This is a genomic window from Occallatibacter savannae, assembly GCF_003131205.1.
Lineage (GTDB): Bacteria > Acidobacteriota > Terriglobia > Terriglobales > Acidobacteriaceae > Telmatobacter > Telmatobacter savannae.
The window spans coordinates 85,098-102,165 of record NZ_QFFY01000002.1; the positions used below are offsets into that span (position 1 = coordinate 85,098).

A 17,068-nucleotide genomic window follows, 5' to 3' on the forward strand; every position below is an offset into this window, starting at 1 on the left:
GAGGTTGAGGCTGAGCGCCAAGAGGGATGGAAGCAAGATGTACTACCTGCCAAGAGACTTCCTATGGGCGAACGGTGGATATATGAGATCAAACTTGATCGCTTGCGCGTAGAAGCGGTTCGCACAGAGGGTCCATAACGCCTTCCAGGTGCAGGATGCGACTTTCCAGTCGTGCAAGGGGTCATTAACTGCTTATTGGATGGAATCATTCAACCGGATCTTCACTTCCTTGCCATCGCGGAGCGTGTCTAAGATCTGGGTCTGATACTCAACGCACAGCGGGGGTGCGAAGGAAGCGAGTACCTTTTCCGGCGTGCTGTAGATGCCGGGCGTGGTCCACAAGTTCGGTTTCTTTCCATATACAAGGAGCCTGTACATGAACGGTTCAGCTGCCAAGCGGCGAATCGGAGTGATCGTGACATCCTGATACATTTCTTCCATCGTTCCCTCCCAGGGAATTCGACTAACGACACATCTCATCGGTTTGAAGCTAATGTGGCGGGAGAAACGTATACATGAACCGAAACTACCCTCACGAAGTAACCGTTCCGCTGATTACAGAAGTAGGACGTGGCACTTCGAAGAGCCTGCATGAACGCGAAGAGCCGCAGGCCAGTCGAATCAGTACATTTGTGAAACCCTTAGGGCAAGATTTTGACCTAAAACGTTAAACCAACTTCGGTAAGCAACCTGCGGTTAGCGTATGGCGATTGCATTCACGCCCGAGCGGAGCTATACCTCAAAGCATTGAGCCACGCTGGAGGTACGTTGATATGGCAGGCAGCATAAAGCTCTCATCGCCACAATCAGGACGGCACGATTGATTCAATCTGCCACCAATGTTTCGTCACAGTCGCAAGCATGCGCGGCGAAGCTGATCTTGGGCGCAAAGAGCGGCTGCACTCTTGCAATCCGAGCATCATTGAGTGGTATCGAAGCCTGTCCGACGCGACGATGAGCCTACAACGGAGTCATGCAGTCTGGGGTGACTGATCGCCACCCTCGAAGCGACGCCCGTTTCTGGCCCGCCATGGGCCTTGATCCAGGTTCGGGAGCGGCACCTCGTGGTGGTTTGCTTGCTCGCTTCCTGCCGTGCGGAACGGCAAGGGTGGGAGGACCTAACCCGATCACCGCCGCTCAATCTGCGCCCGCGTCCAGGTCGCTCTCGCCAAACAGCGCGCGAAGTTCCCTGTCCACCGGTGCGCCAGCCCATGCTGGGCGCCAGGCTGGCGTGACCCAGCTTTTCATCTCTGGTGCGACTTGAACAAATTTCATCGCGAGTCCAGGCTAACGACGCGCATACTAGCTCCAGCCTCCTCCCCCCAGTTGGCATGCAAGATCTGGAAAAACACATCCTGCACCTCCAAGGCTTGCTGGAGCAGCTGCAACAGCAGCTCCCGGCAGTCGGCCGCAGCATCAGCGAGCGCGACTCGCTCGAGCGTCAGCGCCACGTGATCAAGCTCGCGCTTTCCTACTGCCGAGCAGCCCTCGACCTAGAGAAGCGGCTCGCGGATCTATAAGATTGCTGGTGCGGGACCGATCGTCAATGGCGCCGACTGCGCCATGCCAATGCGAATCGCCGAGTTTGAAGCTATGTAGTCTTTTGCCTACTGCACCGCTCTGCGACCCCGATCCCGCCCGCCGGTAAAACACCTTAAGGTTAGATTAAGGAGCGTTGCCGAGAATCCGACCGAGGATTCGATCCTTTCCGACGCCAGATTCAACTTAGCTGTCGCCAGATGGCCTGCAATTCCGCTTGATTCCCTCCGGTACGTTGCCGTGGCAAGTTCCACAAATCGAGAGGAAGAGCTATGCTTTCGGTTCCTCGTTTCCCGACTTTTCTGACCTTCGTTGTTGCGATCTGTGTGTGTAGCACCGCGATCGCTCAGCAAAGCAAGATGGCTCAACTCGAGCCAGACACCACAACGACGCTGCACCACGTCAAGACCGTCTTCTTGATAGTCATGGAGAATCACAACTGGACTGGTGCAAGCGCTGGGAACATCAAGAACAATCCGGAAGCGCCGTATATCAACTACACTCTTCTCCCGATGTCGTCGTACGCGAACAATTACAAGAATCCGGCGGGAACACACCCTAGCCTGCCCGATTATCTGTGGCTTGAGGCCGGTACGAACTTCGGTGTCTACGATGATCAGCCTCCGTCCGCACATAAGCTAACGACCAGCAATCACCTAGTAAAACTGCTTGAAAATGCCGGAATTTCTTGGCGATCGTACGACGAGGACATCAGCGGCACGAACTGCCCGCTGACAAATCAGGGCTCGAAAGACTCTAACGGAAACCAGCTTTACCAAGTTCACCATGATCCATTCGTCTATTTTGATGATCAGACCAACAATGGCGCCAGCACGTCCGAAACTTGCATGGCGCACATTCGGCCGTTTTCGCAACTCGCCCGTGATCTCACGTCGAATACGGTGGCTCGTTACAATTTCATTACCCCAAACGATTGCGATGACATGCATGATAATTGCGGCGGGAGCGCGATTGCGCATGGAGACGAGTGGCTAAAGAAAGTAGTCCCGATGATCCTCGATTCCACGGCATATCGCAGCGGCGGAGTTCTATTCATCACTTGGGACGAAGCAGCGCAAGGCGATGGGCCTATTCCGATGATCGTGCTTTCGCCCTATGCGAAAGGAAATCATTACTCCAACTCAACGTACTATAACCACGGTTCCACATTGCGCACTGTCCAGGAGATCTTCGGTGTGTACCCGTTGATCAGGGATGCTGGAACCGAGATTGATTTGCGTGCAATGTTCTCGGTCTTCCCCTGAGCCCTAATCTTCGCAGATCGCACATTGGCCAGGCCTTGGAGCCCACTCTCTTCATGCGCCTCTACGCCTAAAGACCACTACGTACCCAATCTCATATCCGCTCGAAGCCAGAGTGCCGTAGGAGCGTCTAGCGAAGTTGGTCGCACGGTAACCTGCGGTCGGTTACAGAGTAAGCGAGACACAGTTACCGAATGGCGATGCAATCAGCGGCCCGGTAGAGCTATACGTCAGGGTAGTAAGGGGTGTCTGAGGACCGTGATGGCAATTATGAAGAAGTTCTCTCATCGCTTGAACCTCGACGGCAGCATCGATTCAATCTGCCACGGGTGTTTCGCAACCGTTGCGACCGAATTGCGTCAATTCAGTCTACATAGAAAAGAGCGCGGCCACAGTTGCGTAAAGGCGCTAGTCTCCTGGTACCATTCGCCACCTAGTTAAAAACGGGAACTGCACGGTGCTTCACTCGATACGGCTGCGCCCGACAGATTGTGACTGTCAGAGAGTTCTTCCATTTGTGATTGGCACCGGCACCTGAGGGAGTCGCCCTCCAAAAACTCCTCTCGCGAAGTACCTGGGCGGCGACGCAGCCGATGGCGGCGCACAATTTCTCGACCTCGATTGGTGATCTCCGTAGACCGCCTACAGCTATAAGCGACCGAATCCAATCCTGAGAACCCGCCCTGAAGCAAAATTCTTTGTCGTTCACCAATAGAAGGCGCCATGCTGAAAAATGTTGATGTTCTTCCTTACACTTTGCGGTCGTTTCGTTGTCAACTCTTCAAACCATCTGCCCTTGCCTGGGCCATCCTTTCTAGCCTTGCCTACCCGATGTTCGCCCAATCGCCAACGCCTGTGGCCGTTCCTACGTGGCGATACGATTTGAGCCACGCCGGACAGAACACAAGCGAGACGGCTCTGAACCCATCCAATGTAAATCCCGCTTCCTTCGGCAAGCTGTTCTCTCTTCCCGTCGACAGCACGGTCTACGCGCAGCCGCTCTACATTCCCGGACTGACAATGAGCGACGGTCAAGTACATAACGTGCTCTTCGTCGCAACAGAGAACGACTCTATCTACGCATTCGACGCTGACTCCAACGGCGGCTCCAACGCTAAGCCGATCTGGCAAATCAGCCTGCTCTCCTCTGCCTACGGTGCAGCTTCGGGGGCTGTGGCAGTTCCATGGCAAGATAACGGCTCCCCGGACGTCGCACCGACTGTAGGGATCACTGGAACTCCTGCCATCGATGTCGCCACCAACACGATGTTCGTTGTCGGCTCGACCAAAGAGAATGGCTCTTATTTTTCGCGCCTCCACGCGATCAGCATCATCACCGGCAAAGAGCAGCCAAACAGTCCTGTGAACATTACTGCCACCGTGGCAGGAACGGGCAACGGCAGCTCAAACGGTCAGCTCTCGTTCAGCGCTCTCTGGGAGAACCAGCGACCCGCGCTCAATTTCTACAACGGGTACGTTTATATCGGCTATGCAGCCCATGGAGATAATGGTCCTTGGCATGGCTGGCTCTTTGCTTATAACAGCACGACGTTACAACAGACAGACGTCCTTTGCCTCTCTCCCAACGGTGTTGGTGCCGGAATTTGGGCTTCGGGCGCGGGTCTGCCTATCGACACCGGTGTCTCCGGTGGCCGCATGTACATCGTCACGGGCAACGGTACTCGTACAAGCACGCCGCCGTTCACGTCCGGCGGCGCATACGGAGAGAGTGTCGTTGCCTTTAGTCTCGCAAATGGGAAAATCACCCCGGTGGACGTCTTCACTCCATTCAACTATCAAACCCTAAACAGCCACGACTGGGATCAGGGCTCCGGCGGACTTTTAATGCCGCCTGATCAGCCTGGCTCCAACCCTCACATGCTCATCACCGCAGGGAAAGAGGGCCGTATCCTGGTCCTCAATCGCGATAACCTCGGCGGCTACGTTGCGGGAACGACCTACAGCACCAATGCGCTCCAAGACATCACCGGCGTTGTTCCGCAGGCTCAGGGATTCTGGAGCACACCAGCCTACTGGAATGGAAATGTCTATATGTGGGCCGAACAGAACGTTCCCATGCTCTTCAAATTGAATGGGGGCGTGTTGGATACGCAGCCCGACAGCAAGTCGTCCATTACCTCAGCCTTTCCCGATCCCACTTTCTCTATCTCCTCCGATGGGACACAAAACGGCATAGCCTGGGCCGTGCGGAGCGATCAGTTCAATACGAAGGGGCCCGGTGTTCTCTACGCATGGAACGCAAATGACCTCACCAGCACGATTTATCAGAGCGATGCGAACCCAGCACGGGATAATGTCGGCCCCGCCAATAAGTTCTCCGTGCCGGTTGTAACCAACGGAAAGGTCTACGTCGCCGCACAAAAGGAAGTGGATGTGTTCGGGCTGCTCAATGGGCAGCCTTTCGCCTCAGCTCCCGTCATCAGCCCCAATGGGGGCGCATTCACAACGGCTCAGAGCGTCACGCTGACCTCTTCAACACCGTCGGCTGCGATCTACTACACTCTTGACGGATCTACTCCGACACCCGCGTCTACCTCGTACACGGGAGCCATTTCTGTCAGCACCGATGCAACACTTAAGGCAATCGCTAGTGCTCCCGGATACGTTCAGAGTAGCATCAGCGCCGCCTCATTCACTTTCTCTTCGCAGACCGCTCCCGTGACGTTCTCGCCAGGTGGCGGCACTTATGGATCCGCTCAGAATGTCATGCTTTCTGATGCCGACAGCAATGCGAAGATTTATTACACTGCCGACGGTTCGACTCCTTCGGCATCCTCTGCGCTCTACTCTGGGCCGATCCAAGTCACGGTATCGCAAACGATCAAAGCCATCGCGATTGATCCAAATCTCCAGAACAGCAATATCAGCAGTGGAGCCTACGTCATCCAGGTCGGCGGCAATTCCATCAACTTCAGCAACGGTTTCTCTTCTACGACAGGCCTTCAGTTTAACGGCAGCGCAGTTGCAAGCAACGACACTCGACTGCAACTCACCAATGGAGGGCTGAACGAAGCCGGCAGCGTATTCTGGAACACTCCCATTAACGTCCAGGCCTTCACTACTACCTTCCAATTTCAACTGTCTAATGCTCAAGGCAACGGCTTCACGTTTACCATCCAGAATTCCGGCCCAACTGCGCTCGGCGGAAACTCTGCAGGTCTCGGTTATCAAAACATCCCGAAAAGCGTCGCAGTAAAGTTCAACTTCTATAACTACAACGGCGAGGGAAGCGACTCTACAGGCTTCTACACCAACGGACAGGCGCCGGTCACTCCCACTGTGGACGTCAGTCCCAGCGGGATCCAACTTGGAAGTGGCGACTCAATCCAGGCCACGATCTCCTACACGGGCTCGACCCTCACGCTCAAACTCCTCGATTTGGTGACAAACAAAACGTTCACCTATTCACAGTCAATGAATATACCCGCTATTGTTGGTGGAAACCTCGCTTACGTAGGCTTCACTGGGGGCACCGGCGGACTCTCCGCAAGCCAAAAACTCGTTAGTTGGACCTACACGACTCAAGCCGTTCGTCCTGCATTCTTGCCCGGGGGAGGGACCTATTCCTCGCAACAAAACGTAAAGCTCACGAGCCAAACACCCGACGCAGTCATTTACTACACCACCGATGGCTCAACACCGACACCCGCGTCCAACCAATACACAAGGCCAATAACTGTCGCCAGCTCTGAGACGATCAGGGCAATCGCCGTCAGTCCAACCCTCGGAACGAGCGTAGTTTCGGGCACTTCTTACGTGATTCAGGCGTCGACATCAAACGCATCCTTCATGCTTTCAGGTAGCACCTTCACTATCACATGGCGGGGCGGCTCTATCCACGTCCCAATCACCGTGACTCCGAAGGGCGGCTTCACGGGTGCCGTACCTCTCACCTGTTCGGTTGTCGGACCTTCAGGGGCTATCAGCGTTCCCACCTGCACTGTATCAACCCAGCCGCCAGCGATAACCGGTACTGCGCCAGTGAAAGGCTACGTATATGTACAAACTGCAAAAACGACCACCATTGGCAACTACACCCTTCAAGTCCAGGGCACGCACAATGGTTTGAACGCATCGGCGAAGATTCCTTTTGCGGTGCAGTAGGAGCTCTGAACAAAAGATGCCGAAGGCTCTCTCCCACTCCGGCACCTATATCTCTTTCTCAAGCCCCGTCGACCGCGGAAAACGTCCATGCAACGGGTACAAGCCTTCTGACATCGGAGCAAGCAAGCATGCCCCGTGAATCTCTGCGGGACCTGTATTCAGCACCACAGATTGTGATCGGCAGGCTGCCTTAATCGCAATCTGTGGCTTTTTAGGTTCGACGGCCTTTTTCTCTCAGAGTGACTTCTTCACCCTCGACGGGAGGAATGAACGGACGGCAAAATCATCTCTGTGCTGGCTTCCCCGATTATCCTAAAGCGCAAACAAATTGCTGAGGTCGTTGTCTATACCCTCGAGCCCTTTATTTCCCGCCCCGTGAAGCTCACCTCAAATTACCTGCCTGAGCGAACGACGTTTCTCGGACGTTTGTTTGCACACTAGAACATGAGGCACCACTTTTTAGTCATTACTGCGGTTCGATCGCCTGGCGATACTCATGAAAATCCTTGCTATGCTTTGCACAGTTAGCTGAAAAAAGCAGAGAACTTGCCCGGAGAGTCCGTTGCACGTCTTCGGGCGACTTTTAGAAAGCGGTAGGCTAGCGTCGCAGCGTCCGGGACGTTCATCAGAACGGAGCCACTCAAGATCGTTCACCGCTCAGCAAATCGAGCGTCAAGCCCGGCTCAATTGTGAACATTTTTATAAAGACTGGTATGCTGATCTTACAAACGAACGATCCCTAACAACCAAGGAATCGCCCGAAGTGCCCCGAGGCATTCGGGCGTTTTTTTTACTTTGCGAGCTCGGCCGAAAAGCTGCGCAAATCCCAATCGCTGAATCGAGCTTCCCAGCATAATTTCCGAACCGGCCCGCCTTGGGCTGCTCCGGCACACCTCTTACACGGTGGAGTTTCGAAATGAGAGATGTGGGTGGTACACGATTCCAGCATTGGGAAGACATTTTATTCCTCCCGGGTGGGGTCCGATTCTCCCTCTTAATCGCGCTCAGGATTCGGAACGAAAGGCTCCTTAGCCTGGCTTGAATTGCAGCTCCGGCCCACACAGCCCTTCGCGCCGCAGCACTATCGCACCGCTCCAACAGATTCATCCCGGCCGCCTCGATGCCGGGAACTGTCAGACTACCTCCAATCTTTTGACCGCGAACGAGCCCGGGGCTATACTCTCGCGCATGGCAGACATATCAAAACACGTGGATAAGGCTTACGAGCAGATGTCCTTCGAACAGTTAGCAGAGGCGCCGGTGGACGCACTTCAGGGCGTATCGAAGGGAGATGCTGAATTATTGGAGAAGGCATTCAAGATACGAACAATCCGCGATTTGGCCGAAAGTAAGTACTACAGGTGGGCCCAAGCGATCGTGCATCTGGCTCAGACCTCCAAACACTAGCCCTCTTTTCGTCGGCACATTCGACACTCGACTCCAAGCGGCCGCACTCCGCAGCCGCGAACAGTGTCAGACGTCCGGATCGCGAAGGTGCGCTATTCGCGGCATTCTTTGTTTTTCAGACTCCGGCTTATCGATTAAGCCGGTAGCCCCCATTAGGAGGCTCAACTTCCCGGTCAGCAGCCGAGCGTTGCACGAAGGCGGGTTGCGTTTGAAAAAGGGGAAGCCCCTTTAGGAACTCAGCAAGCCTCGTGAGATTGACAAGAGTCTCCGATCTGTTCTCGCGCTCGCTCAGGCAATCATCCTCGGCGGGCGGCACAAATGAGAATTCGACGCTGTCTTGGCCGACCCGTACGTCTGTCGCGCTTACGGTAAGGGATATGCCCATCCCTTCTTCATCAGTTCGCTCCAGAGTGATCGGAAAGGATGTTCCAGGAACCCATCGATCTTCAGTGAGCATATAGAAACCAGCAATACTGAAATTCCCGACCCTTAAATCTCTTGAGCCACGCATCCTACCAAGGTAGGCGGTTAGAGGAGGGTTGGCATAGCGGCTCGCGATACGTTTATCTGGGCAGATCCAGCTAATGAGCCTCTTGAAGAAGGGCTTCATAGCATTCGAAGAAATTGAAGAACTATCGGGGCGACTGACGGGAAATGCAGGGGGTTGCGATGCAATTTCAACTGCTGTGTCTCTTATAGCTCTCACGATACGGGGCCCTTCCACTCAAGACCGTAACATCGCAGAAATTCCGAGCGTATCGAAGAAGTTGACAACATCTGTACGGGATGGGCCAGAAGGTTGTTATTTTAGGGGCACTAGAACGCGATGAACCTCACTTTCACCAAGCCGATGGAGTGTCTCCCCGCGAAAAAGCTGCCTACCGGTCCAATGTGGACGTATGAGATCAAACTCGATGGGTTCAGGGTCGAAGCGGTTCGCACAGGGGATCACGTCACTCTGTATTCGAAGCAGGGAAAGCTCCTGACAAGACAGTTCATGCAGGTGGCCCTAGAACTGGAGAGCCTGCCACCATACACAGTGCTCGACGGTGAACTGGTCACGCTGGATGAGAGTGGAGTGCCGCGGTTCAACCTGCTCCAGAACTATCGGAGCGGTTCAGCCCACCTGATGTACTTCGCGTTCGACATCTTGGTGCATAATGGAGGTGACATTTCGAAACTGCAATTATTTGAACGCCGGAAGCTCCTGCGGTCACTACTTACACGCGGGCCACACGTTGACTTGGCCGCTTGGTCGAGTGATTTGAATGCTTTGGAGCAGTTCGCAAGAGAGAACAAGCTCGAAGGGATCGTGGCTAAACGAGCTGATGGCCGATACGAACCTGGCAGGCGTTCAGGAAGCTGGGTAAAGCTCAGGTTCAATTGTCGGCAAGAGTTCGTGATTGGCGGATTCACCCCGAGCGATCTCGGGCTGGATGCGCTTCTGGTCGGGATCTACAAGGACAAGGAACTGAGATTTGCGGGAGCAGTGCGAGGCGGATTCACTCCCCAGTTGCGTCGGCAGGTGCGCGACGGACTGAATTCCCTAGTCGTGACTTCCTGCCCTTTTGTGAACCTTCCAGACAGGCGGCAGGGCGCCTGGGGACAGGGGATCACAAAAGCGAAGTTGAAAGCCTGCATATGGCTGAAGCCTACCGCAGTGGCAGAGATCGAGTTCGCTGAGTGGACGCCAGATGAACGATTGAGACACGCTGCATTCGTTGGACTACGAAGTGACAGGAAGGCGACGCAGGTAATCCGGGAAACCTGAGCATTTCAGCCGTGCTCGAAAGCTACTTTCCAATGGTATTCAGCGGGTATCTCGTTCTCAAGACCCGCTCGAGATAAACGTTGCTCAAACGCGCGCTGGCATACGACCTGTGCTGACTCCCTCGTATTCATTGCACCCTCGCGCAATACCAAGTTGTCTGCTGTCCGAATCGACCAACACCAGACATTATAGTCAAGAGTTTCAATACGGAGCTCAACGATGCGGCCAGCAACGTTGACGGCACAGCTAAAGGTCATTAACGCGGCCCGGAACAGCAAAGATGCTTCACTGTACCACGCGACGGGTGATTTTTTGCCCGTGTTGAAGGCAAGTCTTCTCCCATTCGCTTTGGGCAAGAATAGGGTTATGTCCGAGTAGCGGGTCAGAACGAAGCCGCAGGCGCCGCGTCAGCTGCCGTGCTGGCTGACGAGTAGTTTGGCGGCCGGGGTAGGTTGTGAGTCGCAAGAGGTAACCCACTGTGACTCGTCTTCGCAAAATGATGCTCGAAGGGCTCGAGCGTCGCAACTACTGCGCAGACGTGACGCGACGTTATCTGGCGTTTCGTCGAGCGGTTCGCACAGCACTTCGGCGAGTCGCCGGACAAGCTGGGTCCGGATCATCTGCGCAGCTACCAGGCGGATCTGCTCCGGCGAGCGGAAGCTCTGCCCTGGATCTGTCGAGAACCATGTCGCCGCGCTGCGATTCTTCTACGTACGCACGCTGCGCCGCCATGAGTTCCGCGAGTTTCTGCCCTATCCCAAGACGCACAGGAAGCTGCCCGAGATCCTCAGCCAGGAAGAAGTGGCACGTCTGATCGACGCCAGCGCGACTCTATTTCAACGCAAGATGCTGATGGTTCTCTACGGCACCGGCATGCGCCGGTCAGAACTGGCACGCTTGAAGATCGCCCACATAGCCAACGCCTGGTCATCCACGTGGTCGATGATAAGGGGCACAAGGACCGCGATCTGCCTTTGAGTTCGACCTTGCTCGAGAACCTGCGCGCGTACTGGCGATGGCTCAAGCCACGCACCTACCTGTTGCCGTCCCGCATGCACCGCGATCACGAGCAGCCGATCAGCGACTAGATCGTGTGGCGGGGATGCACGCAGGCGAAGAAGAACGGCATCGCCTGACGACCTTGCCGGCAACGTGATACATGAGCTCATTGTCTAAGCCGAGTCGGAACCCCTCCCCCTCAAAGCAGTTCCGCTGTAATTTGAAATTCTCGTTTCAGAGCCGTGGGGCTCTGATATACAAAGGAGTCGATTTCCCTCTGCCGTTCCAAGAGGGTCTTCATCAGCAAGGGGTCGTTTCGGTTCTACATTCCCAGCCATTCACACATTCCGAGATCAGAGGAGGCTCAGATGCGGCACACGCGTACGGCACTTGTCCTACTGGCTTATGTTCTCTGCTGCTGCGTTCCCTTGTTCGGTCAAGCGACAACTTCTCTGCGCGGCCACGTGACAGACTCGAGCGGAGCTGCCATTTCCGGTGCGCGCTGCGAACTGATTCTGACAGCGACCGGGGCGACAAGGCAGGGCAAGACAGATGAAACGGGAGAGTACCAGTTTGCCCAGCTTCCTCCGGGGGAGTATTTACTTCGAGTGAGTGAGCAGGGTTTCTCCACGACCGAAAAGCGCGGGATGAATCTGCTTGTCGGTCAGCCCGCGACTGAAGATGTGGTGTTGTCGATCGCGAACGTCACCCAGGACGTGAAGGTCGAAGTCGATGTGCAGCCAATGCTCAACACCACTGACGCCACGTTGGGAAACGCGTTCTCTCAGGAACACATTGAGTCTCTGCCGATCGAGGGCAGGAATGTTCCCGACTTGCTGAGCCTGCAGCCCGGCGTCACGTTTCTCGGCCGAACAGATTCGAATAATGGAACCAACTCGGTGGGTAACAGCGCCGGCGACTCACGAAGCGGCGCTGTGAATGGCGGACACAGCGATCAGTCGAATATCACGCTGGACGGCGTTGACGTAAACGACATTAACAACGGCTACGCATTTACCAGCGTGCTGCGCGTGACGCAGGACTCAATCTCAGAGTTTCGAGTGACGACCAGCAATCCCGATGCCGCCGAGGGCCGATCGTCCGGAGCTCAAGTCGGGCTCGTAACGAGGAGCGGCACAAACCACATTCATGGCTCGGCTTACGAATACAACCGCAGCAGCCTTTTCGAAGCCAATTCGTTCTTCAACAAGCAGCAGCAACTTGATGCGGGCGAAGCCAACCGGCCGCCCAAGCTCATCCGCAATGTCTTCGGAGCTGCCGTCGGTGGCCCGATCCTGCGGGATCGCGCGTTTTACTTCCTTAATTACGAAGGCCGGCGTGATGCCGAAGGTGAAAGCGTCTATGCCGGCACCGTGCCCACTCCAAGCTTTCGCGCCGGCAACATTCAGTATGTCAACGCGTCGGGTACCATCACGACCTTAACGCCGTCGCAGATCCAGGGTATGGACCCACAGGGTATCGGCGTTAACCAGAACGTGCTGTCGATTTTCGCGAAGTATCCTCAGCCGAACGACCCAAGTCAGGGCGACTCCTTGAACACGCAGGGATTCCGGTTCCCCTACAACGTGCACCGTACCTACAACACCTATATCGCACGCGGCGACTGGAACATTACCGGCAAGCAGAGCATTTTCTGGCGAGGCAATCTGCAAAACGATGATGAGCCCACCACACCTGCATTTCCCGGTGAGCCGCCATCCACGCGGGTGTTGACCAACAACAAGGGCTACGCGATGGGATACACGGCGGTGATCACTCCAAACCTGGTGAACGCAGTGCGGTACGGGTTCACGCGCCAGGGGGTAGAGAATGCAGGGCTCTCGAATCAGCCGGAGGTGAGCTTCAACGGAGTTGCCGCGCCACAGGCATTCACGCGCAGCACAGGCGTAATTATTCCCCTGCACAACGTTGTGGACGATCTGTCATGGACGAAGCATGATCACAGCTTTCAGTTCGGACTGAACCTTCGCTTCATCGACGATCAGCGGACAAGCAATGCCAATTCTTTCCCGGGTGGCCAGATGAATGCCGGCTGGCTCTCTAACGGATCGACCGTCGCCGGCAATGGGGGCCCGTTCGATCCCGCCGCATACGGATACCCCGCCGTGGCCAAGAGCTTCAAGAATCGCTACAACGCCGCATTGCTGAGCGACGTAGGCATCATCACCGAAGGCGACGCAGTTTATAACTACACAAAACAGGGGACGGCCCTGGCGCTTGGAACTCCGCTCAAGCGCGACTACCGGTGGAATGAGTACGAGTTCTACGCGCAGGACTCGTGGAAGGCTCGCAAGAGCCTGACCATCACCTACGGAGTTCGCTACTCTTTGCTGCAGCCGCCAGTAGAGACCAGCGGAACGCAGGTAGGCACCTGCAAACTCTCTGGCGGAGCCTGCAGGCCTTACGCACTTAACGACTATTTCCAGGGAAGCGCAGCGCAGGCGGCTGGAGGCGGAGCCGCGAACGCAGTGGGAGAGATCGGCTTCGACCTCAACGGGCGATCGAATGGCAAACCCGATTTCTGGAACATGGAGAAAAAAGACATCGGACCTCGAGTCGCGTTCGCGTATTCGCCCAGCGCGAAGGGCGGACTGCTGAACAAGATGTTCGGAGATGGAAAGAGCAGCATCCGAGCCGGGTACTCATTGGTCTTCGATCACTTCGGAGCGGCGACCGTAAATACCTTCGACACCAGCGGTTCCTTCGGGCTTTCATCGCAAATTTCAAATGTGCCCGGGTCAGTGGACGTCGGCACGGCGCCTCGGTTCACAAGTATCACGTCGATTCCGGCGCAGGTTATCCCGTCAGCACCTCCGGGCGGGTTCCCTGCGGTTCCCGATCCGTCTCTGTTCGCGATCAGTTGGGGATTGGATTCAAAGATCAAGACTCCTTATTCGCATCTGCTCGATTTCTCCATCGCGCGACAACTCCATAACGGATCGTCCATCGAGATTGCGTACGTAGGCAGGCTGGCTCATCGTCTGCTGGCGCAAGAAGACGTGGCAATGCCCATCAATCTGCAGGCCGGCGGCTCTACCTACTTTGCCGAGGCTGCCAAGATGTCCAAGCTTGCCAGGGCCGGTACGGATGTAGGCGCGATCCAGCCCAGTGCGTATTGGGAAAAACTCTTCGGCGCGCTGGACAACGTGGATCTTGGGTACGGGGCTGGACCCGCCTCTGCGACGCAAAACGTCTACCAGGTTTTTCAGCAGACTCTCTACAACGAGACGTACGCGCTTTTCTCCCTGGATTTGCCTGATTCGCAAACGGGAGCTGGCATCAACCCGAACGGAGCGTATCCGTCCTACCGTTTCTACCACGATCAGTACTCTGCTCTTTATGCCTGGCGCTCCATCGCCTATTCGAAGTACCACGCTCTGCAGGTGGTTTACAGGCAGCAAATCGGCGCCGGCATGTTCGCCGATCTTAATTACACCTACTCGAAGTCGACGGACATCGCATCGCAGTCGGAGCGCTTGAGTACGTCCGGCTCGAATAACAATGCGCAGATCATCAATACTTGGGCTCCGAATCAGCTCTACGGCGTATCAGACTACGACGCGACGCACCAGATGAACGCCAATTATGTGTGGGATCTTCCGGTCGGTCACGGCCGCCGCTATCTCGGAAGAGCCAACCGGATCGGTGATGCAGTGCTTGGCGGTTGGCAGACCACCGGAATCATCAGATGGACGAGCGGGCTTCCCTTCGCGGTGAATGAAGGAGGAAACTGGCCGACCAACTGGGACATCGAAGGTTGGGCAACACAAATCTCGAAGATTCCATCGCGTGCAGCGAAGCGCGGTCACCTGGCACAGCGATTCGCCGATCCGCAAGCAGTCTTCGCCGCCTTTGATTACACCCTACCCGGAGATTCAGGGACCAGAAACCCCCTACGCGGCGACGGCTATTACGATTGGGACGCGGGGCTGAACAAATCGTTTGCCGTTACGGAGCATACGCGGCTCCAGATACGCTGGGAGACTTTCAATGTCACCAACAGCGTGCGCTTTGATTCACATTCAATCAACTCTACCCTCGACAATGCGACTAACTTCGGCAACGCCACAGTTCTACTCACCGACCAGCGTAAGGCGCAGCTTGCCGCACGCTTCGAGTTCTAGCGCGTTTGTGCGTTCGGTAAGACTCACCTGTGCATGAAGTCTTAGGTCGGGCAGAACTCCCGCGGTATGAAGACCATAGAATAACCAGAAGAACCAGACTAAGATGGGCTATCAGCGATGGGGTATTCCCACGAGTTTTCGGGCCGCATTTCTCAACGACACGTTCGCCTAATGAGCGTGGCAACTGCCGGAGGGATCGCTCGGACCTCAATTCTGCAACCACATAAGTTCGTGCTCGATTGATTCACACTTGTGCTTTTCCGGTCTACCCTCATCTGCAAACCAACGCAAACAACACATTCCGAGTAGCCGAAGCCCGCGAGCCGAAGTTCTTTGCGGTGGATCGCAGGTCCTCTATGAACTCGCCGGCGGAATGTTTTGATTGAAACGAAACAAATTGGTGGGATCGTATTGAGCCTTGACCTTTGCCAGGCGCTGGAATCGGGCATCGCTGTAAGCAGCATGGACATCCTCGCCTTCCGACATGTAATTCACATACGTGCCGCCTGTTGAATACGGCAGAACGCGCTGCCAGGCATCTCGTGCCCATTTCTTTTGTTCGGCGTCGATCCCGGGATTATCCGAAATTGCAAGCATGCTTAGGTTGAACAATGCGTCGCGATGTCCGAATGCAGTCGAATGATCCGGGAAGCGGGCCACTGCACCCCCGTACATCTCAATCATGATTACGTTCAGCGGCGAAGGCGCATCTCCGGCGAATTCGATTGCCAGGTCGATTAGTTCATCCGGGAGAGCGTTGAGGAATGCTGACTTCCAATAGTGACGCTGACCCTTCGGATAAGACACATCGAATTGTTTCTGCATTGCGCAATACGACATTGGGGCCACTGTATCCATCAGCACAGATCCTAGCTCCCGAAACGCCCTGGCAGCACGTTCGCCCTCACCGGTGTCGCCGATATCGCATATCACTGCAGCTATGCATTTCCCACCACCAGGGAGAGGAATGATTGCAGCCATCAAAGTTAACGTATCGCTCGCCTCCAGGCCCAGCTCACGGAATCGCTGCAAGACGGATCGCGACATTTCGAACGGAAACCCCACAAGACCGCTCAGGGGTTGCCGAACGGGATGGAGTTGAAATTGGAATGAGGTGACGACACCGAAGTTGCCACCTCCGCCGCGCAACGCCCAGAAGAGCTCGGAGTGGCAGTCAGCACTGGCCGATACCAATTCGCCAGACGCCAGCACCACATCGGCGGAGAGCAGATTGTCGCAGGCCATGCCGTAGCATCGCGAAATCGTACCGTAGCCGCCTCCGAGCGTGAGACCGGCGACTCCGGTCGTAGAGATCGCTCCGCCCGGTGAAGCAAGCCCGAAGGCCTGCGTCTCCCAATCGTACTCGCCCCACAGACATCCGCCTCCTGCGAGAGCACTACGCTGTAGGGGATCAACTCGGACCGACTTAAATCGTGCAAGGTCAATGACAATGCTATCTTCGCCGACCGCGGCTCCTGCTACATTGTGTCCACCACCTCGAATTGCAACGGTCAGACCGCGGTCGCGCGCAAACTGAAGGGTAGCCATCACGTCTGCGACCCCAGCGGCGCAAACCACTGCTGCAGGCCTGCGGTCGATCATTCCATTCCAGACTTGGCGCGCTTCATCGTAGCCATCTTCGGATGGGAGATAGATTGCGCTCCGAACTAGGTGCCTCAGTTCACGGGTATCGATTGCAGACATCATTCGACAATCCCTCCGATGGTCCTCGCTACTTCCGCGTTTTGAAACGCCAAAACGCGTTGAAAGCTTTAGCCAAAAAGTTCTAGATGTGAATTAGTGGATAAACCCTAACACAC

At 55.6% G+C, this 17,068-nt stretch carries 8 protein-coding genes; 6 read left to right on the top strand and 2 right to left on the bottom strand.

The window, feature by feature from the left end; all coding sequences use genetic code 11:
* Positions 1 to 192: 192 nt before the first annotated feature.
* The gene (locus tag DHV10_RS07850) at positions 193 to 441 is read right to left on the bottom strand and encodes a hypothetical protein (protein WP_109485815.1); all 249 of its coding nucleotides are present in this window, start codon (positions 439 to 441) and stop codon (positions 193 to 195) included.
* 890 nt (positions 442 to 1,331) lie between these two features.
* On the opposite strand from DHV10_RS07850, the gene DHV10_RS07855 reads away from it, so the two are divergent.
* The 6 genes from DHV10_RS07855 (at position 1,332) to DHV10_RS07890 (ending at position 15,248) form a co-directional block, all read left to right on the top strand.
* Positions 1,332 to 1,520, top strand: coding sequence for a hypothetical protein (locus DHV10_RS07855; RefSeq protein WP_109485816.1), 189 nt, complete (start codon positions 1,332 to 1,334; stop codon positions 1,518 to 1,520).
* Positions 1,521 to 1,898: 378 nt separating this feature from the next.
* Positions 1,899 to 2,804: an alkaline phosphatase family protein gene (locus DHV10_RS07860; RefSeq protein WP_162601312.1), complete on the top strand. Its 906-nt coding sequence runs from the start codon at positions 1,899 to 1,901 to the stop codon at positions 2,802 to 2,804.
* 720 nt (positions 2,805 to 3,524) lie between these two features.
* Positions 3,525 to 6,926 carry a chitobiase/beta-hexosaminidase C-terminal domain-containing protein gene (locus tag DHV10_RS07865; protein WP_109485818.1) on the top strand — a complete coding sequence of 1,134 codons (3,402 nt, stop codon included), beginning with the start codon at positions 3,525 to 3,527 and terminating at the stop codon, positions 6,924 to 6,926.
* A gap of 2,233 nt (positions 6,927 to 9,159) precedes the next feature.
* Positions 9,160 to 10,104: a non-homologous end-joining DNA ligase gene (gene ligD / locus DHV10_RS07880; RefSeq protein WP_109485820.1), complete on the top strand. Its 945-nt coding sequence runs from the start codon at positions 9,160 to 9,162 to the stop codon at positions 10,102 to 10,104.
* Between the two features lie 435 nt (positions 10,105 to 10,539).
* Complete coding sequence (locus DHV10_RS28205) at positions 10,540 to 11,082, top strand: tyrosine-type recombinase/integrase (RefSeq protein WP_420818740.1); 543 nt, start codon at positions 10,540 to 10,542, stop codon at positions 11,080 to 11,082.
* Positions 11,083 to 11,471: 389 nt separating this feature from the next.
* Complete coding sequence (locus DHV10_RS07890) at positions 11,472 to 15,248, top strand: TonB-dependent receptor (protein ID WP_109485822.1); 3,777 nt, start codon at positions 11,472 to 11,474, stop codon at positions 15,246 to 15,248.
* Between the two features lie 354 nt (positions 15,249 to 15,602).
* On the opposite strand, the gene DHV10_RS07895 is transcribed toward DHV10_RS07890, so the two are convergent.
* Positions 15,603 to 16,955, bottom strand: coding sequence for an FAD-binding oxidoreductase (locus DHV10_RS07895; protein ID WP_109485823.1), 1,353 nt, complete (start codon positions 16,953 to 16,955; stop codon positions 15,603 to 15,605).
* Between the last annotated feature and the right edge of the window lie 113 nt (positions 16,956 to 17,068).

Bases quoted from the DNA above. Each gene is read 5' to 3' on its own strand.
- DHV10_RS07860 (WP_162601312.1), top strand. From the start codon at position 1,899: ATGGCTCAACTCGAGCCAGACACCACAACGACGCTGCACCACGTCAAG.
- ligD (WP_109485820.1), top strand. From the start codon at position 9,160: ATGAACCTCACTTTCACCAAGCCGATGGAGTGTCTCCCCGCGAAAAAG.
- DHV10_RS07890 (WP_109485822.1), top strand. From the start codon at position 11,472: ATGCGGCACACGCGTACGGCACTTGTCCTACTGGCTTATGTTCTCTGC.
- DHV10_RS07850 (WP_109485815.1), bottom strand. From the start codon at position 441: ATGGAAGAAATGTATCAGGATGTCACGATCACTCCGATTCGCCGCTTG.
- DHV10_RS07865 (WP_109485818.1), top strand. From the start codon at position 3,525: ATGCTGAAAAATGTTGATGTTCTTCCTTACACTTTGCGGTCGTTTCGT.
- DHV10_RS07895 (WP_109485823.1), bottom strand. From the start codon at position 16,955: ATGATGTCTGCAATCGATACCCGTGAACTGAGGCACCTAGTTCGGAGC.
- DHV10_RS07855 (WP_109485816.1), top strand. From the start codon at position 1,332: ATGCAAGATCTGGAAAAACACATCCTGCACCTCCAAGGCTTGCTGGAG.